Source organism: Oceanihabitans sp. IOP_32, from assembly GCF_009498295.1.
GTDB classification, from domain to species: domain Bacteria; phylum Bacteroidota; class Bacteroidia; order Flavobacteriales; family Flavobacteriaceae; genus Wocania; species Wocania indica.
Window position 1 is genome coordinate 1,379,711 of the sequence record NZ_CP040813.1, and the last position, 24,279, is coordinate 1,403,989.

The following is a 24,279-nucleotide window of genomic DNA, read 5'->3' on the forward strand; positions in this document are numbered from 1 at the left end:
TGTGCATAGGTTTGCGAGAGGATAGATTGACTCACCTAGTTATTAAATTTTAAGATTGCAAATATACGGTTTACAATTATTTTTTTGATCCTTTTTTGATTCACTCGTCTTGATATGCCCTTATTTTTTAAAAACCAAGGCTTTCAAATTCCCATAGTCATGGTGTTTGCATTTACAACAGCATGCTTTTGTTGTGCTTGTGATAAGATTTAAGTGTATCGCTATAGAACGGGTACTTAACTCAAAATAAAAAACGAAGACTAAAAGCGTGACCTTTTTTATCTTAGCAAAAAAGAGTCACGCCCAAAACCATTAATCACAGCAGTTTGAAATTTCGGTAACTCGCAATGTGTTTACCATCCCTTTTTCTTTAATTGGCATGGCCGCTAAGCTTATATGCATATCTCCAGTTTGTAAATATCCCTTATCGCAAGCAATTTTATTTACATCTTCAATAGTTTCGTCGGTACTTACAAATTTGTCGTAATGAAAGGCCTTAACACCCCATAGCAAACTAAGTTGTGTTAAAATACGCTTGTTGGAGGTGAATACTAAAATATGTGATGAAGGTCTCCAAGCCGAAATTTGAAACGCCGTATAACCGCTATTGGTAAGGGTTGAAATGGCTTTAGCATTTATCTCGTTTGCCATTATTGCGGCGTGATAACATATAGATTTTGTAATGTACCGTTTGGTGCGGATGTGTGGTGGCAGTTCAGGTACTTTAATTAAATCTGAATTCTCTACACTTTTTAAAATGTTTGCCATTTGTCTTATAACTTGCACGGGGTAGCTTCCAATAGATGTTTCTCCAGAAAGCATCACAGCATCTGCGCCATCCATAACGGAGTTCGCTACGTCGTTAACTTCGGCTCTAGTGGGTGTGAGACTAGAAATCATGGTTTCCATCATTTGTGTAGCGATAATTACCGGAATTCTTGCTTTTTTAGCCCGAAACACCAATTCTTTTTGAATAAGTGGCACTTCTTCAGCGGGTACCTCAACGCCTAAATCACCCCGAGCAACCATTAGGCCATCGCAATGCGAAATAATTTTATCGATATTTTTTACAGCTTCAGGTTTTTCTATTTTAGCGATTATAGGAATTTTATGTTTGCTATGCTCTTTAATTAAATCGCGCAATTTTAATAAGTCTTCGGCATGTCTCACAAAAGACAAGGCCAGCCAGTCTACCTCTTGACCTATAGCAAATATCGCATCTTCTACATCTTTTTCGGTTAAAGCTGGCTGAGATATGGCTGTATTAGGAAGATTTACCCCTTTTTTAGATTTTAGAGGTCCTCCTTGAATAACCCGTGCCTTAACCTCGGTTGTTTTATTCGTGGAAACAACCTCAAAAATTAATTTTCCATCGTCTAATAAAATGCGCTCTCCAGGTTTAGCGTCCTGAGGAAACCTTTCGTAAGTCATAAAAACACGCTCTTTTGTACCTTCAAAGCGTTTGCCAGTTGCGAAAATTATTTCATCACCCTCTTGCACCACGACATCTTCCTTCATAACACCTACACGAAGCTTTGGCCCTTGTAAGTCTCCTAAAATTGCGGCACTATAGCCCAGTTCGTCATTGAGTTCACGTATCATTTTAATACGTGCTTCAACATCCTTATAATCGGCATGAGAAAAGTTAATTCTAAAAACATCTACGCCTTCTTCAAGCATAGCTTTAAGCGTTTCTTTAGTACTTGTAGCTGGACCCAGGGTCGCTACTATTTTGGTTTTTTTTCTTATTAACATTTAGTAAAAAATTAAATTATCTTTTGATCTTAATTGATCAACATCCACAATAAAAGCTGTTGTAACTTTCGAAATTTTCAAAATCTTATTTAAAACATAAGCGTCATCATAAAAATTAGTGTCGTTATCTATTTTTAGAAAATAGTTTACGGTTTTGTGTTCTGGCAACAGATTAAATGTTTTTGTTATTTGCCCTTCTGCATTAAATAACGATTGATGATTATGTTGTGGAGAAGCCTCTATTGTATTACAAATATTAGATACCAAACTCCAGGTGGTTAATTGTTTTTGATCTTCCCATTGGAAGATGGAATAAAAAGAACCATTTTTAGAACAGTCTAAGTCTCTAGGTTTTCTTACGAGGTTTATTCCCAAATTTTTATTGAGGAGATAAGCTAACCTATAATCTTCTATAGAACAGTGAATGGCTATTAAGGTGTACAGGGCTTCTTCAAAAACATCATCTAAAATAAGTTTATGTACAGACATGCCTTAGTTGTTAATAATTGTAAAGATAATATTTAAAATTTTTACTTGTGATACCTTTATCGTAATCTTAACGAATAAAACCACTAAAACGTTATAGTTTCATTTTATAAAAAACCCTTTATTAAAAACAAAAAAAGGTGTCTGTTTAACGACTTTTTTACCTTTAAGGTCTAACTCTTGCATATAAAATAAGCCAAGTACTTTTAAAAAAGTACTTGGCTTATTTTTACTTATAAACAGATTAAATTTTTACAATATCTGTTCTTTATTGGTCTTATTAGAAGCTATCTAGCCATCAATTCTTAAAAACGCTCCTTGCATATTAAACTCTAAATCTAATCCGTTATCCAGTTCAATTTGCTGGTTTTTATCGTCTAATTCCCAGTCTAAAATAATGTTGTTTGGGTAATTTGATTTTACGTACTCTAAAATAGACTTAGGGATCACACTATTTGGCAGTTGTGATTTTCCGCTAATATCTGTCACTCTGTTTTTGGAATCGAACTCCAAACTAAAATTATCTTGCAAAATCACTTCATAAGATGTGGAAAATAATTCTTTATCAACCTGAGCTTGCAGGATTGAGTTATTAGGAAAATGCTTACTTAAATAGCTTTTAATTTCGTTTGGCAGTTCGCTTGCTGGAATAATTTTATCTTGAGCAAAGCTTGTTAAACTTACTGAAAACATAATAAATGTGAGCACTAAAAATTTCATAGGACTTTTCATATGATATTAAATTTTTATGATTAAATAATTTTATTAACAACCTCATGAGGTCGAAGAGTTTTGAATCAACAATTATACCAGTTTTTAATTTTTATAGCTTAAAATGTTTGATTCTAGTACCAATTTAATTTTGAAATGCCGTATGGTGAGTTTGAATTATTTTTTGATTCGATGAGATAGAAATCGCAGATTCACGAACTCGTTATTTTACTATAATAAGGGCGTGAGCTAAAATCAAAGCATAGCCTAAGTTATGGTTTGATTTTAAACCGAAATATGGACGAAAAAGAACTGCGAAGCACATCATGAACACCTATTTATAAAATAGAAAGATGTGAGTAAACGAGCCATAGGCGACATGACATGGTTAATTTGGTATAACACAGCGAATTTAAAAAACTGAAGCATTTAAAAACGATATTTTACGTTTTATTAAAGCGAAATTTTAACTGCAAGCAGACGTTTTTATATGAAGGTATAAGCCACAATATCGGGTATAAAAAAAGCCAAAACAATTTATTTTGGCTTTTAATATTTTGTGGTATCACAGGCTTATTAAAACCATGGTTTTTTACCTACCTGGTACGTATTATAAAAGTCTTCATCAGATTTTGTTAAGTAAATAATACCTTCTACTAACCCAACAAGATATGTTAGACCAGCACCAAAACCACAAGTAACAGTACCTAGTACAAGAGTTGTTACTAAAAGTATAATCCCTTCTTTGTTATACCCTAAAATAAATTTATGCACCCCTAAAGAGCCTAATAAAATAGCTAAAATACCTGCTAACACTTTTTTATTTTCACCAGAGCCGAATGTTTCCTTTGCACTTTCGGTAAATTCTGAAGCTGTTTCCTTAGCTTCTTCAGCAAAATCTTTAGCTTTCTCCTTAGCACCTTGGGCAAATTCTCCTGCCTTATCACCCGCTTTTTTAGCGCCTTCTTTAGCTTTATCCGTCTTATCGTCTAGATTGTCACTAAAATTTTTTTCATCTGACATATTTGAATTGTTTTATAATTAATTGTTAAAGTTAAAAAAAAATATTGAACAGCCATTAAAATAATACGGGTATACATTATACATGAATAATCTCACCCTCGCTTAAAAGTGCCTCGCCACATAATCTTAAAAATATTTGAGCGACTGCAATGGTATCTTTTTCGCAGTAAGTTACAATACGGTTTATTTCATTTTCTTGATAATACACCTTATAAACTTCGCTTCCATCTATGTCGTCTTTAGGTGAAGGAATGCCTAAAACGTTCGTTAATAATTTTAATGAGGTATAATTTTTATAGTCGCCAAACTTCCAAAGCTCCAAGGTGTCTAAATGTGGTACTTCCCAAGGTTTTTTACCAAACAAATTAAGTTTTTCTGGAAGTTTTAAATTATTAATTATCATACGTCGTGCGATATAGGGAAAATCGAATTCTTTGCCGTTGTGCGCACAGAGTAAGTGTTTGGCTTTATTAAAATGAGAAGTTAGGAGGGTTTTAAAGTCTTCAAGAATCTTTTTTTCTTCACCATAAAAAGAGGTGACCCTAAATTTTCTACCATCTTTTTGTTTTGTAAAATATCCCACCGAAATACAAACTATTTTTCCAAACTCTGCCCAGATGCCAGCACGGGGATAAAATTCTTCGGCAGTGTAATCGTCTTTTCTTTGGTATTGTGATTTATGCTCCCAAAGGACTTGTTTGGTTTCATCTAAATCAGAAAAATGCTCTACCTCTGGAACGGTTTCAATGTCTAGAAATAAGATATTTTCTAAGTTTAGTTTATAAATCATAACCTAACATACTATATGCTTCTTCAATATACGTTTGGATATCTGGTGTAAACGATGCAATGGCATCTCCTGGCCCTTTAGAGTGCCCAAGTCGCACAATAATAATATTGTCTTTAGGCTCCACAAAAACATACTGACCGAGGTGTCCACGCATCATAAAAAAATGTTTTTTTCCTATGTCTTTCAACCACCAACCATAACCGTACTCCGGACTTTCAGGAAAACGAGGTGTTAAGGATTTTGCTACGAAAGTGGAATCTAATATTGGTTTACCGTTCCATTTGCCATGGTCTTTATAAAGTTTTCCAAAACGCGCAAAATCTTTAGCATTACTAGCAATACAACAGTAAGCTTTAACCAAATCGTTGGCTTCACTATCAACTTGCCAAAGTGTTGGGTTTTCACTACCTAAAGGTTTCCAAAAACTCTCGGTTAGGTAGTCATACATCTTTTTTCCTGTAGCTTTTTCAATAACCATAGCGAGCATTTGTGTATCGCCACTAGAATATTTATAAGCTTTGCCTGGTTCTTCAACAACTTTTAAGCCTAGAATAACTTTTTCTAAATCGTCGTCAAAATAAGCACGTGTTGTAATGGATAAGGGCGAATAATATTTCTCGTCCCAATTGGTTCCAGATGCCATAGATGATAAATCCCCCACTGTCATTTTTGCAGCAAGCCCGTCGCTAAATTCTGGAATAAAATCGCTTACTGGCTGGTCTAAACTTTTTATATACCCGTCTTCAATAGCTTTGCCCATAAGACCAGAAACATAGCTTTTAGCCATTGAAAACGAATTGGTTTTAGAGTTTTCATCAAATCCATCATAGTACTTTTCAAACCAAATGCTGTCGTTCTTAATAATGACATAAGCAATAGTACCGTTGGTGTTATTAATTTGTTTTAAACTTTCGGTTTCCTGAATTGTATTGTAATCTTTATGATTGGGCCAGGGTTGTGGCGTGCCATTGTTAACCACTTGGTTATCGAACTTTTTATAATCTTCTAAATAGGCTGTAGAGTGCCCTTTAAGATAAATGGTTCTTACGGCTTTAAGTAAGTAATCGGTATCGGTAGCGTAAAGCACTACAATTAATAAACCCAATAGGATTATAAGCCACTTTACAATTTTTTTTAAGAATGTCATTGGTTAAGTTTTGTTTTTAGATACTAAATATAAGAAAATTTATACCATAATGTGATTAATGGGTTGATGCTAATTTAGCTGCCAGTTTACTTTTGCGCTTTAATTTATAATAAGCCGTATTTGCAACATAAATAGTTTTACTAAGCTCTGCGATTACCAAGCCATCTTTAGTAACAATGTTTGTATTTTTAACCATATCCATTTCTCCATTTTTGGCAACGCTTTGTTTAATATGCTCTATATCTGTTTGGGTAAAAATAAATTCTGTAAACACGGTTTCTTTTGCGGGACGCTTGTATCGTATGGTGGCCTCTTTATCCCAAACTACATAATCGTCTTTTAATATATTTATGAGTTGAATCATATAAATCGGGTCGGTTGCCGAAAATAAACTACCTCCAAAAATACTCCCCATATAATTCTTGTTTTTTAGACTTAAGGGAATTTTTATTTTAACATAATACCCGTCTTCAGACACCTCAATAACTCTGCCTGTTGTGCGTCTGTACATTGGCGACCAATTAAAGCCGTATTTATATATTTGGGCATCGGTAAAATACCGTTTTGCGATTTTAGTAACTGTTTTGTACATTTAAAATAGTGATTGTTGTTTGTTTGGGCTTTCGTGTTCTAAGAGCCATTTTTTGCGGTGCAACCCGCCCGCATATCCCGTTAAACTGCCATCACTACCAATAACACGATGGCAGGGAATAATTATCCAGATTGGGTTTTTACCGTTAGCATTGGCAACGGCTCTAATGGCTTTTACATCGCCCAGTTGTTTTGATAATTCTAAATATGATATGGTTTTTCCGAAGGGTATCTGCTCTAAAGCTTTCCAGACGCGTTTTTGAAAGTTAGTGCCTTTTGGGTTAAGGTTTACACTGAATTGTTTGCGTTTACCCTCGAAATATTCGTTAAGCTGAATGACACAATCTTCTAATTCAAGCGGAATAATATCTGTGGGTTTTTCTTCAGAATTTAATACTGTAATCGAAACTACACCCGCTGCATCACCAATTATTTTGGTAAACCCTAAAGGCGATTTAATGATGCAGCTTTCCATCACTTTTCATGATTTGATTCCCCTAGAAGCCCTAATTTCTTAGCTCTTAATTTCCAGTTTTTTCTAGCCTGCACTTGAAGGTCTGACACGTTGTCTTTTTCATCCATAATTTCTAAGCCCAGCAAGGTTTCAATAACATCTTCCATAGTTAGTAAGCCGCTCACTGTACCATACTCGTCGACCACTAAGGCCATATGGTTTTTGGTTTCGATAAGGTTATCGAATAATATGGGAATGGCCATATCGCGATCTACAATAATAATGTTACGTTTAAGGTCTAGCAGGGTTTTATTGCCGTTTCCTAATGCCATTTCTTTAAACACATCGTCTTTTAAAACTAGGCCTGTAATATTATCTTCGGTATCGGTATAAATAGGTACTCTAGAAAAACGTAAATCTAAATTTTTATTAAAAAAATCTTCAACCGTCATGGTTTCATTCTCCAACTTCATAACGGTACGTGGGGTCATCACATCTTTAGCCTTAATTTCTTTAAAGGTTAATAGATTTTTAATAATTTTTCTTTCAGACTCCAAGAAAACCCCCTCTTCATGAGCCATATCGGCCATAACCATAAACCCTTCTCGACTTAATATACTGCCATGACCAGTGCCTCCAATTAATTTTGTGGTAAGCTGAAGCACCCAAAGAACACCTGTCCATTTTAATGGAAACATAAGCACTTTTAAGGTCTTGGTTGTAAATTTTGCCAGCGATTTCCAATAGGTAGCACCAATGGTTTTTGGTATAATTTCTGAAGCCACTAAAATTAAAACCGTCATTACTGTCGATACCACCCCAACCATTAAATCTTCAGTAAATTTTAATCCGAAAAAATTTACAGTTTTCGAACCATACATTTCAGCATAAGCTACCTTTGCTTGAACACCAACTAAAATAGCACCAACCGTGTGTGCAATAGTATTAAAGGTAAGAATCGCTATTAATGGTCTATCAACGTCTTTTTTTAAAGCCTCAAGGGTGTAGGCATAATCATTTCCTTCTTGCTTTTTTAAATTTATAAATGTTGGTGTTACGCTCAATAATACCGCTTCAAGTATAGAACAAATAAAAGAGAAGCCTGTAGAGACAAAAGCATATAATAGAAGTAAACCCATATCGTGTTTTTATTAAAATCAAAATTACTAATTTCAAATGAGAAATTATATTAATCTTTACTACTGGTGTAAAATAGTTGTTGTAGTTTAGGTCTAATATTTAGTTCATAAAGATGGCGATGTGTTCTTGTGGGGTAAACGCGATTGGAAAGAAAAATAAAAACAAGTTCTTCTTTGGGGTCTGCCCAAACAAAAGTACCCGTAAAACCAGCATGACCAAAACTTTCTGGACTTACTTGTGGCGCAGGGTAAGCATCTTTAATACTTAAAGTATCGTTACCTATTAATGGTTTGTCGAAGCCCAAACCTCTACGATTATTATTTTCTGGATATTGAATTCTTGTAAATTCTTTCACGGTTTCGGGTTTAAAATACTGCTTACCATCGTAGGTTCCGTTTTGTACCAACATTTGCATAAATATGGCCATATCTGTAGCGCTACCAAATAAACCAGCATTACCCGACACACCACCAAAAAGTGCCGCATTATCGTCGTGAACCCAGCCTTTTACAAGTTGTTTTCTAAAAACAGTATCCATTTCTGTGGGTACTATAGCGTTTTTAAAATTTTTATCCTTCGGAAGATAACCAAGTGTCTTACAACCTAAAGGCTCATAAAAGTGGGCTTGGATATAGCGTCTATAAGGTACTCCAGTAATATCTTCGATTAATTGCGGATAAATTAATGAAGCAATTCCAGAATAGAGATATTCTTTTTCGTCGTTCACTTTAACCCGTTTAATTTTTCGATACACCTTATTTTTAAATCTGTTTTTTACATACAAACCGTTGTAAACCTGATTTGAAAACCGATTACTTTTTTTAGTTCTTACGAAGCGTTTTTTTATTTTTCCGTTTTTTACAACCTCATCTAAAAAAACGATATACGGCTGCATTCCAGATTGATGCGCTAAAAGTGCTCTAAGGCTAATGTCTTTTTTATCCTTTTTATTTTTCCATTCGGGCCAATAAGTACTAAAAGGTACATCTAAATCTATCTTACCGTCTTCGTAAAGTTTCATTAATGCTGGCAATGGCCCCATTATTTTGGTTACCGATGCCAGATCGTAAACATCATCTTTAGCTACTTTTGTTATACTATCAAAAGTATGGTAGCCGTATGTTTCATGAAAAATAATCTTGCCTTGTTTAGCAACTAATAATTGTGCGCCAGGAAATGCTTTTTGAGTGATGGCATCCTGCAGAATAGAGTCGACTTTAGTTTTGATATAAGTCGAATCCAACCCAACAGATTCTGGCACATCATAGCTTAATTGCGCCTGTGTCATTTGGGCATGAAACAAAAAACAGCATAATGCAAAAACCTTAAAATGAATCATATATAAAAAATAAGTATCTTTAAAGTTACGAAATCATTTTTTAACACTCTTTTGCCATGCTTGTAAAGCCTTCAGAAAAATAAATTTATTTTTAATTATCCGCAAAGTACGACAAATTGCTATCATATAGCAACATCTCCCTTTTGGTACGAAAAAAAATAGGACACAAATTTATTTTAACGATTAATAAGTTTAATAACATCTTTTGCAAAATAAGACGCTATAATATCGGCTCCAGCACGTTTTATCGCGGTAATTTGTTCTAGCATAACAGCATCGTGGTTTAACCAGCCTTTTTCGGCTGCAGCTTTTAGCATAGCATATTCGCCCGAAACTTGATACACCGCCACAGGTACATCGACATCATTTTTAATTTCGCGAACAATATCTAAATAACACAATCCGGGTTTTACCATCACAATATCTGCACCTTCATCAATATCCATTTGGGTTTCTTTAAGGGCTTCAATGCGATTTGCAAAATCCATTTGATAGGTTTTTTTATCTTTTGGAATATGTTCTAAATCTACTGGTGCAGAATCTAAAGCATCTCTAAAAGGGCCATAAAAAGCAGAGGCGTACTTAGCTGAGTAGCTCATAATACCAGTATCTATTAAACCTTGACCATCTAAGGCGTTGCGAATTGCCAAAATTCTTCCATCCATCATATCACTTGGAGCTACAATATTTGCACCAGCTTGAGCATGAGACACACTCATTTCAGCCAAAAAATTGGCGGTAGCATCATTTAGAATTTTACCGTTTTCTACAATACCGTCATGACCGTACATAGAGTATGGATCTAAAGCCACATCCGTCATCACCAACATATCCGGACAAGTATTTTTAACGGTTTTTATGGCGCGTTGCATTAAACCGTTTGGGTTTAAGGCTTCTTTACCTGCATTATCTTTTAAATTATCGGGTACTTTTACAAAGAGTAAAACCGATTTTAATCCCAGACTCCAAAGTTCTTTAACCTCATTCTCTAGCAAGTCTAAACTGTACCGGAAGTAATTGGGCATGGAATCAATCTCTTCCTTAACACCTTGACCTTCAACTACAAATATGGGTACTATAAAATCGTTTGGCGTGATACTGGTTTCTCGAACTAATGCACGCATGGCTTCGTTGGTTCTGAATCTTCTATTTCTTCTTATTGGAAACATAATAATTTATTTTTTTATTTTGAAAAGGTTTCGATGGCGATTAAACCTTATTGTTGAATATACAACGCTCCTTATTTTTTCATTAAACAAATTTGTTCTACAAATTAAATGGTACTCTCAATTTTTTTATTAAGCTGAAGCGCTTCAACCGTTCTAACAGTAGCAGCGGTTACCGATAAAGGCAACACGATAATAACCCCAATAACGGGAATAAACAAAAACAACATGAAAACTAAACCGTTACCAATGGCCAAACCGCGATGCTTACGAACAAATCTTGTGCTTTCGGCATATTTATAATGCCGCTCTAAAGTATAATCCATATTACCAAAACCAGCGTAATAAGCTTGTACAATAAATAATAAAATGGTTGAAAACATATTGACCACTGGGATAAACTTAAGCAATAAAATAGGGATAGTTATTAAGAGTTCTTTTATTAGATTGGCCACATTTATTTTAATACCCCGCCAAAGTTGATCGAAAAACGAGGTATTTCTATCCGATTGGTTTGAGACTCCTGTTAAATGCATTTCAATTTTTTCGGAAACTGGACTCATAAACGGAGCCGATAAGGCCATTATAATATGTTTATAAAGTATTAACCCTATCACTATAATAAATAAACCACCAATAACATTTCCAATGGTTATAAAGGTTTGTTTTCCCCATTCCCAAATCCATAATTTGGAAATTAATCCGCCAATATTATCGGAAAGCCCATAGGCCGAAACTCCAATAGCTATAGCCGTTACCACACTAATAAGTACAGGTATAGCAAAGTATTTCCAGAGTTTAAGCTTGGAGATTAAACTAAAAGCGCCAAAGTAGGCTTTCACTCCTAATAATATGTTTTTAAGCATAATATTTTTCGCTAACCCGCTCTTTGTGGAACGGGTATTAATAAGGTTTATCTCTTAAAATATGCAAATCTTCTTGATATTTATAATTTATTCCTTTGAGAAAGATTACGAAGGACTTTGATACTCTTTTACAGCATCAATAAAGGCTTTTGCATTATCTAAAGGAATATGTGGTAAAATACCGTGACCAAGATTTACAATGTACTTGTCTTTCCCAAACTCATTTATCATTTGGGTTACCATTTTCTTGATTACCGCTGGTGGTGATAACAAACGTGAGGGGTCAAAATTACCCTGTAACGTGATGTTGCCGCCGGTTAAAGCACGTGCGTTTTTTGGTGAGCAGGTCCAGTCTATACCCAATGCCGAAGCGTTAGATTTTGCCATATCGCCAAGCGCAAACCAACAGCCCTTACCAAAGGTAATAACCGGTGTCTCATCTTTTAAAGCTTCAATGATTTGATTGATGTATTGCCACGAAAATTCTTGATAATCGGCAGGGGATAGCATACCTCCCCAAGAGTCGAAAATTTGAACCGCATTTACACCCGCCTTCACTTTTTCTTTCAAATAGGCTATGGTTGTATCGGTTATTTTCTGTAATAATTGATGTGCTGCCACAGGATTTGTAAAACAGAATTCTTTCGCTTTATCAAAATTTTTACTGCCTTGACCTTGCACACAATAACAAAGAATAGTCCACGGAGATCCTGCAAAACCAATTAATGGAATATCATCGTTTAATAATTCTTTTGTGGCTTTTATCGCTTGATACACATAGTCTAATTCTACCGTAACATCGGGAACAATAACATTATCGACATCTTTTTGAGTACGCACCGGATTTGGTAAATAAGGGCCAAAATTAGGTTTCATTTGCACCTCGATATTCATGGCCTGCGGAATAACCAAAATATCACAAAACAAAATCGCGGCATCCATACCGTAGCGGCGAATGGGCTGTACCGTAATTTCACTTGCCAATTCTGGGGTTCTACACCGTGTAAAAAAATCGTATTTCTCACGAATGGCCATAAATTCTGGTAAATAACGCCCAGCTTGACGCATCATCCAAACAGGTGGACGATCCACTACTTCGCCTTTTAAGGCTCTTAAAAATAAATCGTTTTTCATATCTAGCTTTTGGCTGATGGCTTTTGGCTTTTCACTTTGGCTTATCAGCTATTTTTTATTCTATTAATTAAACTATTGATCATTTTAGCTTCTTTTTGAATTAAATCAAAAATGATTATCAGTTCTTTCAACTATATTAACCCTAATTAATAATGCGTGATGCTTTTAGAGATTAAATCTATTTATTCGCGAGAACCTCACAGGTTTTTATTAGCGGAACTTCGCTATTTCTAATGCATCCTCCTGCTATATTTGAAGGCACTAAAACTAGCGCTCTGTTAAATTGACTTTTCAATCCAAACCTTTCATCTGTGGGTATTTTATCAAACAGAAAAGAAACCTGTTTTACGAGTTCTATTGCATTTTTCCAGATGTTTAATTTTTTAAAGTCTCTCATAATTCATACTACTAACTGTTGGCGATAACAACTTTGCCGTGTTAATCTTAAATAGTCAAGAGGTTACCACGTCACTGGGTTTCTCGTAATGCCGTATCACACGTAATGTTCATTAACCAATTCAATAACACTCTCTACACTTGGCATTTTGGCCACTCTAACGTCTTTAAAATGTTTTTTAGCTTCGTTTGCAGTCGATTCTCCTAGGCAAAAAGCGATAACATCGGTGTTATTTATTTGCAAGAAACTATTTACTGCAGACGGACTGAAAAACATCACACTTTCAACCGAATCTATAACTTTTATACCATCGAACTTGGTTTGGTAAGCTTCAATTTCGTTGACTTTAATATGATTTTCTTCTAATATGTTTGGCAAATCATCTAACCTTAAATCACTACAAAAATAAGTCACTTCGGTACCCTCCATGAATTCAACTAAATAGTCTGCTAATTTTTTAGCACTATTTTCTACATGGGCTACCTTCCCAATTTTTTGTTCAACTAGACGCTTGGTACGCCTGCCCACACAATAAATATTTTTAAATTGCAATTCGGTTGCCGAATAATTGGTAATTAACGACTCTACAGCATTTTTACTGGTAATGATAACGTTTTCAATTTGGTTCTTTAACAGTCTAGCAGGTATTCTGTTTAAGCTAAATTTTATAAAATCGGCACTTTCAACATGCACCTTATCCTTAAACAGCAACCGCTGCGTTTCGGTAAGTGATTTGGTAGAATATACATTCGTTCTTTTGGCGACACCTCGAATACTATCCATTAAACGTTTACCACCGCGCTCAATTACAAAATCTGCACAATACTGTGCTATATCGTGATGCTCGCCAAGCTTTTTTACCCGTGTTACATCAATTCTTTTCGAACCATCACCGCTTAATAAAACGCCTTTAAAGTTAACCTCTTCATTTTTAATATATGCCAATGCACCAATGGGTGCCGTACACCCACCTTCTAATTTATTTAAAAATTCACGCTCAATACCCACACAAATCTCTGTTTCTTCGTGATTTATTTCTCTACAAATGGCTAAAACCTCTTCATCGTCTGCTGGCGCAGTAACCATAATAGCCCCTTGAGCAGGAGCAGGAATCATCCAATCTAAATTAATGGCATCTTCTGGTCGCACACCAATACGACCTATACCAGCGGCTGCAAAAATAGTAGCATTCCAATCTTCATTATCTTGAAGTTTTTGCATTCTAGAAATTACGTTACCACGAATATCTACAATAGTATGTGTAGGATATCTGTTAAGCCATTGTGCTTTACGGCGTAAACTACCTGTTGCAATTACGGCATGCTTAGCACTTAAAAACTCTTCGTTGTTTTTAAATACTAAGGTGTCGTTTACATTACCGCGCTTTATAACCGCCGCTTGTACAATGCCTTTAGGAAAAATAGTGGGCACATCTTTTGAAGAGTGCACCGCAATATCAATATCCTTATTAAGCATAGATAAATCTAAAGCTCGCGTGAAAATACCAGTAATACCCAGTTGATAGAGCGGTTTATCTAAAACAATATCGCCTCTAGATTTTATAGGGACTATAACTGTTTTATGGCCTAAATTTTCGAGCTGTTGTTTTACGGTGTTGGCTTGCCATAAGGCTAATTCACTATCGCGGGTGCCAATTCTTATGATTCTTTCTTGGTGGGATTTCAAAATGCTGAATTAATTAGTTGAGTTGTATTTAATTGAATTGAAGGCAAAAAACAAGGTGAATATGCTTAGCCTGCTTTATAAGCGTGCTAAGCTAACAAAATAAAACGAGCTTTACTTAAGCTTGTTTTACAGCTTAGGCAATATCAGCTTTTTTTGGTGGATTCTCCAGCTGAAACACTTTTTTAATAAGCTCAAGACTTTCCTCGGTAGAAACTTCGTTGTCTTTTAAATGATGTGCGAAATGATTTGTAATTTTTTGAATGATATTATTACTAATTATCTCGGCTTGCTGCTCGTTGAAATCTGAAAGTTTTTTACGTTGGGTATCTAACTCAGCTACTTTAAAATCATTCAGTTTAAGTTTTAAAGCCTTAATTGTAGGAGCAAATTTTCGGGTTTCTAACCAAGCGTTAAATTCTGAATTAACCGTTTCAATTATAGTTTCTGCTAAAGGAATATGCTTTTTCCGCTCAGCTAAGGTTTGATCGGTTAATCTCGATAAGTGATCGAGATGAATTAAAGAAACATTGCCCAACTCACTCACGTTATCATCTACATTTTTAGGAATAGATAAATCTAGAATTAAAAGTGGTTTTTTAGTAGTTATAAGTTGCTTATCGATGGTTGGACGTTGCGCCCCTGTAGCTACAATTAACACATCTGAAGCATTAAGCTCTTCTTGTAAATTCGCATAATCTTTAACCACTAAATTAAACTTACCTGCAACTTGTTCGGCTTTAGTTTTTGTTCTGTTAATTAAGGTTATATGGTCGTTTTTCGTGTGTTTTACCAAGTTTTCGCAAGTATCTCTCCCTATTTTACCTGTTCCGAAGAGCAGAATATTTTTACTGGAGACATCTTCAATGGTGTTTAAAATGTATTGTACAGACGCAAAAGATGCCGATGTGGCACCAGATGAGATATTAGTCTCGGTTTTAATGCGTTTACTAGCCTGAATTACAGCATTTACTAAGCGTTCGGTAAAATGATTAAGCAAACCGAATTTTCTAGAAAGTTTAGCGCTTTTTTTAAGCTGACTAATAATTTCGAAATCACCTAAAATCTGGCTATCCAATCCAGAACCTACACGAAACATATGTGCTATAGCCGCCTTGTTTTCATGAATATAAGCCACCTCTTTAAACTCTTCAACGCTACCTCTAGTATTGTCGCAAAGCAACTCAATAAGCTGGAAGGGATGCTGCGCAAAACCATAAATTTCAGTTCTATTACAGGTAGAATTCACTACTAAGCTCTCAATACCATTTTCTTTGGCTTGATTTAAAAGTGCAAGCTTAGCATTCTCATCGAGGCTAAAACGCCCTCTAACATTCGCATCGGCTTTTTTGTAACTTAGCCCAATAGCATAAAAAAAACTACTTCGTGATATATTGTATTTTAACATTTACAGTTTGAAAAAATTGCCTAACAAATATAGCAAGTATGTTAGTCAAAAAACAACGCCAAAAGAACTTTTAATATCGCTTGTAGTTTTTTGGTATTTTATTTTAATAATGTGACTCGAAAACGTTATTTTTGTAAGCCCATAGAGCTTTATAGCTCTGTTGATTTAGAATGAATCTAAATAAAGCAAAAATGAATAATCAGGAAATTATCGAAAAAAATGTCGCTAGCGGTACTTTTAATAAAACGGTTGTAGATGATGGTTTTTTCGTCTTTACCTACAAAAATGATAGTAATCAAGTTGAAAAGGTATCAAAAGAAATTGGTAGCAAATTCATTCAGTTTCACTTTTGCTTAAAAGGTCTAAGCAAATTTGTTTTTAACCAAGGCACATACGGTTTAAACATTAAGGAAGATCACTCCTTATTACTATACAACCCCCAGCAAAATTTACCCATTAATTTAGAATTAAACCCAAACTCTTGGGTGGTATCTCTACTTATTTCAATTAAAAAATTTCATAGTCTGTTTTCTTTAGAAGCCGATTATATTTCATTTTTAAATGAAGACAACAAGGATAAAAAGTATTACAAAGAAGGGGTTATTTCGCCGTCTATGGCTATTGTTTTAAACCAGTTAATTAGCTTTAACCTAAATCCGTCAATAAAAAGACTTTACTTTCAAGGTAAAGCTTACGAACTGTTAAGCCTGTATTTTAATAGAAGTGAAGACACAGATATTGAGCAGTGCCCGTTTTTAGAAGATGAAACCAATGTTATAAAAATAAGAAAGGCTAAAGATATTATTATTTCAAGAATGTCAGAGCCACCAAGCTTACAAGAATTAGCAGACGAAATAGGATTAAGTTTGAAAAAATTAAAAGAAGGATTTAAACAAATTTATGGCGACTCCGTTTTTAGCTTTTTAATCGATTACAAGATGGAGGTCGCCAGAAAACTATTAGAAACTGGCGAACTTAATGTCAACGAAGTAGGCCTTAAGGTGGGCTACAGCACATCGAGTCATTTTATTGCCGCTTTTAAAAAAAAATATGGTACCACGCCAAAAAAGTATTTAATGTCTCAAACATAAATTAAAACCGTTAGGTTGAAAAAAAATCAAGGAACCAAAAAAAACATATGAAAGGAATACTATTAGTAAACTTAGGGTCTCCAGACAGTCCCGAACCTAAAGATGTTAAAAAATATCTAGGTGAATTTTTAATGGACGAGCGCGTTATCGATATTCCGTTACTTGCGAGAACTGCCTTAGTAAAAGGTATTATACTAAATACGCGCCCAAAACAATCGGCTGCAGCTTATAAAAAAATATGGTGGGACGAAGGTTCTCCCTTAATTGTATTGTCGGAAAGATTACAAAAGAAACTTCAAAAACAGGTAGATGTACCTGTAGCTTTGGCTATGCGCTATGGCAGCATGACCATTAAAAAAGGCCTTCAAGAACTAGTAAACAAAGGCGTTAATGAGGTTTTATTGTTCCCTTTATACCCTCAATTTGCCATGGCCACTACAGAAACAATTACAGTACTCGCCGAATCGCTCCGCCAAGAACATTTTCCTGAAATTTCTATAGACTCTGTTCCGGCCTTTTACAATAAACCTGATTATATTGAAGTGCTTTCAAACTCTATTAAAAGGCATTTAGAAGGTAAAAAATATGAGCATTTATTGTTTTCTTACCACGGTGTACCAGAGCGACACATTCGTAAAAGTGATATCACAAAATCTCATTGTAAAATAGATGGAAGCTGTTGTGCAACACCAAGTAAGGCGCACCAATACTGTTACAGACACCAGTGTTTAGAAGTTACACGACTCGTTGGCGAAAAGCTAGGCCTTGAAGAGGGCACATATTCCACATCGTTTCAATCGCGTTTAGGTTTCGACCCATGGTTACAGCCTTATACCGATAGAACCATAGAACGTTTAGGAAAACAAGGCATTGAAAATATGGCCATTGTAACCCCTGCATTTGTGAGTGATTGTCTTGAAACATTAGAGGAAATTGCCATGGAAGGTGAAGAAATATTTCACGAAGTTGGCGGGAAGGATTTTACGACGATCCCGTGCTTAAATGATGATGATGAATGGGTTGCCTTACTCGCCAAATGGGTAAACACATGGGTAAGCGCAAAAGTGGAAACAGTATAAAACATGGAGCACTACTTTTATATAAAAGCGCTACATCTTATCTTTATAATAACGTGGTTTGCAGGTTTATTCTACATTCCACGTTTGTTTGTTTATCAAATAGAAGCTGCTGATAAACCTTCACCAGATAAGGAAATTCTGGGCAAACAATTAAAACTTATGGCCAAAAGATTGTGGCATATTATTACTTGGCCTTCGGCAATTTTAGCCACGCTTTTTGGCTTAGTTTTATTTGTTATAAACCCTAGTTTACTGCAACAACCTTGGATGCATGTTAAACTCGTGTTTGTGGTACTGCTTTTTATTTACCATTTTAAAACGCATCAATATTTTAAACAATTACAGAACGATGTAATTAAAAAATCATCGAGCTTTATGCGAATTTGGAATGAAGGCGCCACTTTTATCCTCTTTGCCGTTGTGTTTTTAGCCCTCTTAAAAAACGCTTTAAACTGGGTGTTTGGTGTGGTTGGCATTTTTGTTTTAGGAGTATTAATCATGCTCGGTTTTAAGTTATATAAGAACATAAGAAAAAAGAATCCCGAGGCTTAAACCACGCCCAAAATAGCATTGATATGACAATTATTATTGGTCTTTTATCTTAAGACAAAAGCTTTACATAACCAGTGTTTAAAGATATTTTGATTACACTAAGGATTTAGTGTATCGCTATTTTAGTAAGGGACAATAAAAAAAACCCAAAGGTTGTGCTTTTGGGTTTTTTGATATGAAACGGGCTGGCCTTTATTATACTCGTTCTAACATAATAGATTCTTGGTGGAATGGTTTCTATAAAATTATGTATCTCAAGATTGTAAAACAGTCTTGTAAACAACGCTCTCTCTAAAAATCTAAAAACAAAAGGCCTCTTTCTTTACTGATGAAACGCTACATTATGCACTAATGTTTCCCCGCAGCTAGCACAAGGCTCAACTACACCAGATCCCCCAGCACAACCTTTACTACAAGTATAATGCCAAACGCCCGCACTATTTTGACCAGCTGGAGCAGTTGGGGCTGCAACAGGTGGATTAGCAAAAGGCGCCGAAGACGCTGGAGCGCTATTCATGTTAGCACTTCCGTGATACGCTGGATTATGCGCTAAAAGACTTCCACAATTGTTACATTTACCCGTGGTGCCAGCACCCCCTGGACAACCTTTTATACAGGTATAATGCCAAATACCTAAAGCATTTTGACCAGAATCTGCCGATATTGGTTGGGTTGTGGCCGACTTTGTAGGCGTTTTTACATCCAATGCTTGGGGTGATTTTGAAGCGCCTTGCTTTGGTGCTTCAGATGTGTCTTTACAGCTATTTAAAAAAACGGCTGAAACGAATACTAATACAATGATTTTAAAATATTTCATATGGGTAGGTTAATTCAAGTCATCTAGGCGACTTTTGTTAAAACAATAAATTATTAGCTTCAAATATAGTTAATTTCAACAAAACCGAGTTCGGGGTTTATTGTTTGGTTGGGTTGGTTCGATTTAAATAAGTCTGATGGCTTTTACTAATTTCGTAGGTTTCCCAAGGTGCATTCTTGTATGATGATTTAAATTGAATTAAACTTTAGTATAACACCTATTATACTCGGTAAGTTTTAAGTGAAAAACCGCTGTTTTCAAGCTAATCTTGTAACTATTTTGAAATTTCAACAAGCCTAACAAAACCTCAATCAACCAATTGTCTACCTAACTCGGCTAAAAACGACAATCCAATAGTGTCGTACTCATAAATATTGTCGTTAAAGACCTGGTTTTTATTCACATGTATTGTTGCCGTCATAATAAATTCTTTTTTAGTTTTTTCGTTTATTATATATGCGCAATCTGTTAAAGTACCGTAAGCACTACCCACCTTATTGTATATTTTTATGTGTTTTGGAATGGCAGCTTTCGAGTCGCCAAACATTAAAAATTTGACATAACTTTCATGGTATTCTTTAGATAGGTAACCTGCTTCATGTGGCAACATCCCCATCGCCTGTATTATAAAATTCCTATCGTTTTCAGTTAAATGAAACTGCGCTTTTTTAGGATATAGCTCCGGAAACATAATGCGTTTCATTATGCCATGCAAAGCTGTTAAGGGCAAATAATTTTTTAAAGCAAAGTCCATAGGCGCATTTACCAAACTATCGCCAACCTTAAACCCTTTTCCTTTTTTAAGCTTTTTAAGTTTTAGAGGCTTAATAGGGTCGTTTATGTGCGAACTCGTTTTAAAAACGACTTTATTATTGTTGTAAAATACAAGTGGTTTTGTTTTTAAATCGTCTGAATTTGTAACCGATAAACGATGAGAAACGCTCCCTTTTATGCCTTTTTCTTTAAGCTTTAGGTTGATATAGTCTTTTCCTAAGTATTCAAATAATTGATTAAAAGCCGTATTGTCGCTGACAGCAAAAATTCTTTCAATCGCTTTAGAGACGGTCGTTTTTATACTATCGTTTTCTAAATTAAAAACGGTGTTTCTGTCTATTAGTTTGTTGGTATTTAATTTTTCTAAGGCCAGTATAGCAATGGGAAGCTTTACGGTACTTGCTGGATAAAAATAACAGCTGTCGTCTACCTGATAGACGTGATCTTCAAAATATACGGTATCATGTTGTCTTTTAATTTCGGTAAATAGAATTTGAACTTCGTGGTCTTCTATAGCGTCGAACACCGCTTTAATTTGACTGTTTTGAGAAGTCATCACCCTTTCGATGGGATTTTTAATTTCGCTTTTACAGCTTATTAAGATAATAATCCCGACTAAAAAGAAAAAACGCATGGCTGTAAAATTAGTTCCAATAAATATAGCATTTCTTTTCTAGATTTTAAAAACTTGGTTCATTATTATAAGTATACCATGCTTAATAAACCCGTTTAAGAAACCTGAAGTAAAATAAATGGTATTTACTTCGTTTTTAATAATTCGTTTTGAAGACTCGTTAAATTTTATTTTAAATCGAATTCTTTTTTACAGTCTTCACATCTGTACTTGTGTTTGGCATGTAATGGCATGGTGCCAAAGAGACATCCGAGAATAAATGCGAAAAAAGATTTTACGTCTTTTATTGTTGAAAATAATTCGATTTTTTCACTTTTACACTGCGGACACTTAATGGTTTCACCCTCATCATCAAGAGAATATTTATTAATAGTATCTAAAATATATTGCGCTTTAAGGGCTTGTGTAGACAGTACTTTTAGTTTTACACCACCAATAGCATTACTCACCAAAGGGTCGGTGTCTATAGTAAGATTATCAGACAAAAACACCTGAATACCCTCGGCCTCTAATCTGCCTTTAATAATTTGTGCTTCAGCAGAATATTGAAATCTGGCTATCGTCTTAAAGGTATCGCCCATTACTATATTGTTTGTTAAGATGCTAAATTTGTATTAAAGATAAGCCTAATACCAACTTAAGCATACGACATTTCGAAATTAAATTGGTTTATTCCATCTGAGGTCGCTAAACAGCCTTGAATTTGTATCAATCTAACTTAATAATCACACGATTTTCAATGTTTAACTATCCTGTGTTATCCGACTATTTCAAAACTAAAAAGCCATCTTTAAAATAAAGATAGCTTTTTTACATAACTTTTTAAAAATTTGTGCGTTTATCTCATGTTGCAAACTTCTATTTTTTTTCAAATTTATTTAAGGTGTCCTTCTTTTCGTCTACAACATTTATAGTTGCAGGTTTAACATCGGCATCGTGCGCATTAAAGTACTCTTCCAGAAGATTCATAGTGGCAGTTAATAAATCTTTTGTTTCTAGTAACAAACTAAAATACAAGGTCGTATTTTTAGGACTGGACTCTTCTGTTCTGGTTCTAGAAACTTGTTTGTCAATTTTATCGGTTACTAAATCGAATACTTCTTTTTTACGATTAAGAATAGAGCCGATTTGTTCGAAAGAGTGCGAATCGAAAGCAGCCTTGGTTTCATTAAACAGAATTTCTAAGGCATTATCAATATCTTTTAATTCTTTAATCTGACTAAACTTTAGTTTCTTATGATTATTATTAATATGCTTATGGCTTACTTTCGAGATATATTCCAACGATTGTGTCATATCTTGCAAATACCCAAGAATATTAATATAGAAGCTACTAGCGCGTAAACTTGTTTCGTCTAAGTTTTTAATAAAATAGAAGATACTATCTCTTAAATCATCAACCTCATCAGATAATTTATCAACCTGTTTTTTATTCTTTTTAAGCAATGCTAAATCTTGTTTAGCTAACCCTTTTACAGCATTAGTATAAATTCTGTTCCCGCGTTTTACAACGTTCGCTATATTACCTGCACTTTCGTGAATAACCCCTTGCACCGATTTACTCCCGGTTCTTTTTAGGCTGTCTTCAGCACTTACGGCTTTAGATTTTTTATTATGTGCGACACTACTTCTTATTAACAACACAATGGCAGCTAATAATAAAATAGGGAACATGACCTGTATATTCAAGTTTAACAAATAAGCCACAATAGCCGCTGCAGTAAAAGCACTTAACGCTGTGAAAAACCAGCCCCCAATAACATTTAAAACCCCAGCCACGCGATAAACGGCACTCTCTGCGCCCCAAGCGCGGTCGGCTAAAGAGGTTCCCATAGCCACCATAAACGTGACATAAGTTGTAGATAGTGGCAACTTATAAGAGGTTGCAATAGAAATTAGCACCGCCGCAACCATTAAATTCACGGCTGCTCTTACCAAGTCGAAAGTAGGAAGATCTTTAGCATCTTCTTTCGGGGTGTTAGCTTCGGGAATTTGAAATTGTTTCTCTATTTTATCTTGCCAAGAATTAGGCAGCATATAAGAGGACATTTGCGACATTAACATCGCTGTTCTCACAAATCCACGAGATAAAAAATTGGGCTGAAAACGTTCTTTTGTTTCACTTTGGCTCGCCAAGTCTAAAGAGGTCTTTACCACATTCTTGGCCTTTGTAGAAAACCACAAGGTTAATACCATAACCATTCCAGCTCCAAATAACAGCCAGTTATTTGTTGGTACTTTTTGAGCCAAAGCACCCATTGGAAAACTGTTAGCAGCCACACCAGAAGCCGCCCACTCGTTAAAAGCACTGTATGCCGCCATAGGCACACCAATAAAGTTTACCAAATCGTTACCAGCAAAAGCTAGCGCCAAAGCAAAAGTACCGACTATAATAATAAGCTTATAAATATTTGCTTTTAAAAAAACTATGGTTGCATATGCTAGTAAAGACCAAATAACAGCACTTACTAAAACAATAAGAGTGACTTGCTCTTCTAAAAATACCTGCAAGTTACTACCTCCAAGAATATCGAGCGGCTCACTGGAGTAAGCCGTTCCTTTTAGTCCTTTTACAAAAATAAAGTAGGTTATAGCGGTTAAGGCTATACCTCCAAATAAAGCACCAACCCAAGATGGTTTTGTTTCAAAATTGTAGGACAGCAATAATCTTGAAACCCATTGAACTGCGGCACCAATGGAAAAAGCCACGAGGACCGAGAGCAGAATACCAAATATAATTTTAGAGGCCTCTGAGGTATTTATATAATTTACCACATCGGTAAAACTACCACCATCGGCTCCAATTTTTATTAAAGCCATGGCCACAGCAGCTCCCAATAACTCGAATACAATAGAAACGGTAGTCGAGGTTGGCATACCCACCGAGTTGAAAAAATCTAGTAAAAGAATGTCTGTGATCATAACCGCCATGAAAATAATCATGATTTCACTAAACATAAATTCTCCGGGGTTAAAGATGCCTTTTCGCGCTACTTCCATCATCCCACTAGAGAAAACGGCTCCAATGGCCACACCAATACTGGCAACAATCATAATCGTTTTAAAGGATATTGCTTTAGAGCCAATGGCAGAGTTTAAAAAGTTTACAGCATCATTACTAACACCAACAACCAAATCTGCAACAGCTAAAAAAGCTAAGGCAATTATCATGTATAAGTATATGTTTTCCATAATTTAGTTTAAATCTGTTTATGCTTAAAATCGCTCACAAATATCATGAG

Annotated in this window: 23 protein-coding genes; 3 read left to right on the plus strand and 20 right to left on the minus strand. The window is 35.1% G+C overall.

What is annotated here, in order from left to right; genetic code table 11:
• Window positions 1-312: 312 nt before the first annotated feature.
• The 16 genes from pyk to hemA all read right to left on the minus strand — a co-directional run bounded on the left by pyk (window position 313) and on the right by hemA (window position 16,090).
• Window positions 313-1,755: a pyruvate kinase gene (pyk, locus tag FEZ18_RS05730; RefSeq protein ID WP_153267423.1), complete on the minus strand. Its 1,443-nt coding sequence runs from the start codon at window positions 1,753-1,755 to the stop codon at window positions 313-315.
• Window positions 1,756-2,244, minus strand: coding sequence for an IPExxxVDY family protein (locus FEZ18_RS05735; protein WP_153267424.1), 489 nt, complete (start codon window positions 2,242-2,244; stop codon window positions 1,756-1,758).
• 288 nt (window positions 2,245-2,532) lie between these two features.
• Window positions 2,533-2,973, minus strand: coding sequence for a PepSY-like domain-containing protein (locus FEZ18_RS05740; RefSeq protein WP_153267425.1), 441 nt, complete (start codon window positions 2,971-2,973; stop codon window positions 2,533-2,535).
• Between the two features lie 555 nt (window positions 2,974-3,528).
• Window positions 3,529-3,975, minus strand: coding sequence for a TM2 domain-containing protein (locus tag FEZ18_RS05745; protein ID WP_153267426.1), 447 nt, complete (start codon window positions 3,973-3,975; stop codon window positions 3,529-3,531).
• A gap of 76 nt (window positions 3,976-4,051) precedes the next feature.
• Complete coding sequence (locus tag FEZ18_RS05750; RefSeq protein ID WP_153267427.1) at window positions 4,052-4,765, minus strand: 3'-5' exonuclease; 714 nt, start codon at window positions 4,763-4,765, stop codon at window positions 4,052-4,054.
• On the minus strand, window positions 4,755-5,912 hold the full coding sequence (locus FEZ18_RS05755; protein ID WP_153267428.1) for a serine hydrolase domain-containing protein: 1,158 nt from the start codon (window positions 5,910-5,912) through the stop codon (window positions 4,755-4,757). The genes FEZ18_RS05750 and FEZ18_RS05755 overlap by 11 nt, the downstream gene beginning before the upstream one ends.
• Before the next feature lie 55 nt (window positions 5,913-5,967).
• On the minus strand, window positions 5,968-6,504 hold the full coding sequence (locus FEZ18_RS05760; RefSeq protein WP_153267429.1) for a PaaI family thioesterase: 537 nt from the start codon (window positions 6,502-6,504) through the stop codon (window positions 5,968-5,970).
• A complete protein-coding gene (locus FEZ18_RS05765; protein WP_153267430.1) occupies window positions 6,505-6,978 on the minus strand; it encodes a methylated-DNA--[protein]-cysteine S-methyltransferase in 474 nt (157 codons plus the stop codon). It abuts the gene before it with no gap.
• Window positions 6,978-8,096: a CNNM domain-containing protein gene (locus FEZ18_RS05770; protein WP_153267431.1), complete on the minus strand. Its 1,119-nt coding sequence runs from the start codon at window positions 8,094-8,096 to the stop codon at window positions 6,978-6,980. Before FEZ18_RS05770 ends, FEZ18_RS05765 begins: the two co-directional genes overlap by 1 nt.
• A gap of 50 nt (window positions 8,097-8,146) precedes the next feature.
• On the minus strand, window positions 8,147-9,436 hold the full coding sequence (locus FEZ18_RS05775; RefSeq protein WP_153267432.1) for a serine hydrolase domain-containing protein: 1,290 nt from the start codon (window positions 9,434-9,436) through the stop codon (window positions 8,147-8,149).
• 176 nt (window positions 9,437-9,612) lie between these two features.
• The gene (gene hemB / locus FEZ18_RS05780) at window positions 9,613-10,605 is read right to left on the minus strand and encodes a porphobilinogen synthase (RefSeq protein ID WP_153267433.1); all 993 of its coding nucleotides are present in this window, start codon (window positions 10,603-10,605) and stop codon (window positions 9,613-9,615) included.
• A 104-nt stretch (window positions 10,606-10,709) separates the two neighbouring features.
• On the minus strand, window positions 10,710-11,468 hold the full coding sequence (locus tag FEZ18_RS05785; protein ID WP_153267434.1) for an EI24 domain-containing protein: 759 nt from the start codon (window positions 11,466-11,468) through the stop codon (window positions 10,710-10,712).
• Window positions 11,469-11,573: 105 nt separating this feature from the next.
• Window positions 11,574-12,602: a uroporphyrinogen decarboxylase gene (gene hemE / locus FEZ18_RS05790; RefSeq protein ID WP_153267435.1), complete on the minus strand. Its 1,029-nt coding sequence runs from the start codon at window positions 12,600-12,602 to the stop codon at window positions 11,574-11,576.
• 178 nt (window positions 12,603-12,780) lie between these two features.
• Entirely contained in the window at window positions 12,781-12,999 is a 219-nt protein-coding gene (locus FEZ18_RS05795) for a four helix bundle protein (RefSeq protein WP_153267436.1), read from the minus strand.
• Window positions 13,000-13,095: 96 nt separating this feature from the next.
• A complete protein-coding gene (hemC, locus tag FEZ18_RS05800) occupies window positions 13,096-14,685 on the minus strand; it encodes a hydroxymethylbilane synthase (RefSeq protein ID WP_153267437.1) in 1,590 nt (529 codons plus the stop codon).
• A 133-nt stretch (window positions 14,686-14,818) separates the two neighbouring features.
• Window positions 14,819-16,090, minus strand: coding sequence for a glutamyl-tRNA reductase (gene hemA / locus FEZ18_RS05805; RefSeq protein WP_153267438.1), 1,272 nt, complete (start codon window positions 16,088-16,090; stop codon window positions 14,819-14,821).
• A gap of 191 nt (window positions 16,091-16,281) precedes the next feature.
• On the opposite strand from hemA, the gene FEZ18_RS05810 reads away from it, so the two are divergent.
• Genes FEZ18_RS05810 through FEZ18_RS05820 form a run of 3 tightly spaced genes read left to right on the plus strand, consistent with a single transcriptional unit; the run spans window position 16,282 to window position 18,812 of the window.
• Window positions 16,282-17,181: a helix-turn-helix transcriptional regulator gene (locus FEZ18_RS05810; RefSeq protein WP_153267439.1), complete on the plus strand. Its 900-nt coding sequence runs from the start codon at window positions 16,282-16,284 to the stop codon at window positions 17,179-17,181.
• A gap of 47 nt (window positions 17,182-17,228) precedes the next feature.
• Window positions 17,229-18,260, plus strand: coding sequence for a ferrochelatase (hemH, locus tag FEZ18_RS05815; RefSeq protein ID WP_153267440.1), 1,032 nt, complete (start codon window positions 17,229-17,231; stop codon window positions 18,258-18,260).
• A gap of 3 nt (window positions 18,261-18,263) precedes the next feature.
• A complete protein-coding gene (locus tag FEZ18_RS05820) occupies window positions 18,264-18,812 on the plus strand; it encodes a CopD family protein (RefSeq protein WP_153267441.1) in 549 nt (182 codons plus the stop codon).
• Between the two features lie 322 nt (window positions 18,813-19,134).
• Here the strand turns inward: FEZ18_RS05820 and FEZ18_RS05825 are convergent, their stop codons facing one another.
• From FEZ18_RS05825 to FEZ18_RS05840, 4 genes are all read right to left on the minus strand, one after another.
• Window positions 19,135-19,629 (minus strand): hypothetical protein, encoded by a 495-nt coding sequence (locus FEZ18_RS05825; RefSeq protein WP_153267442.1) that lies wholly within the window; start codon window positions 19,627-19,629, stop codon window positions 19,135-19,137.
• 307 nt (window positions 19,630-19,936) lie between these two features.
• Complete coding sequence (locus tag FEZ18_RS05830; protein ID WP_153267443.1) at window positions 19,937-21,037, minus strand: serine hydrolase; 1,101 nt, start codon at window positions 21,035-21,037, stop codon at window positions 19,937-19,939.
• A gap of 167 nt (window positions 21,038-21,204) precedes the next feature.
• The gene (locus tag FEZ18_RS05835) at window positions 21,205-21,618 is read right to left on the minus strand and encodes a DUF2007 domain-containing protein (protein ID WP_153267444.1); all 414 of its coding nucleotides are present in this window, start codon (window positions 21,616-21,618) and stop codon (window positions 21,205-21,207) included.
• Between the two features lie 277 nt (window positions 21,619-21,895).
• Window positions 21,896-24,229 carry an inorganic phosphate transporter gene (locus tag FEZ18_RS05840; RefSeq protein ID WP_153267445.1) on the minus strand — a complete coding sequence of 778 codons (2,334 nt, stop codon included), beginning with the start codon at window positions 24,227-24,229 and terminating at the stop codon, window positions 21,896-21,898.
• Between the last annotated feature and the right edge of the window lie 50 nt (window positions 24,230-24,279).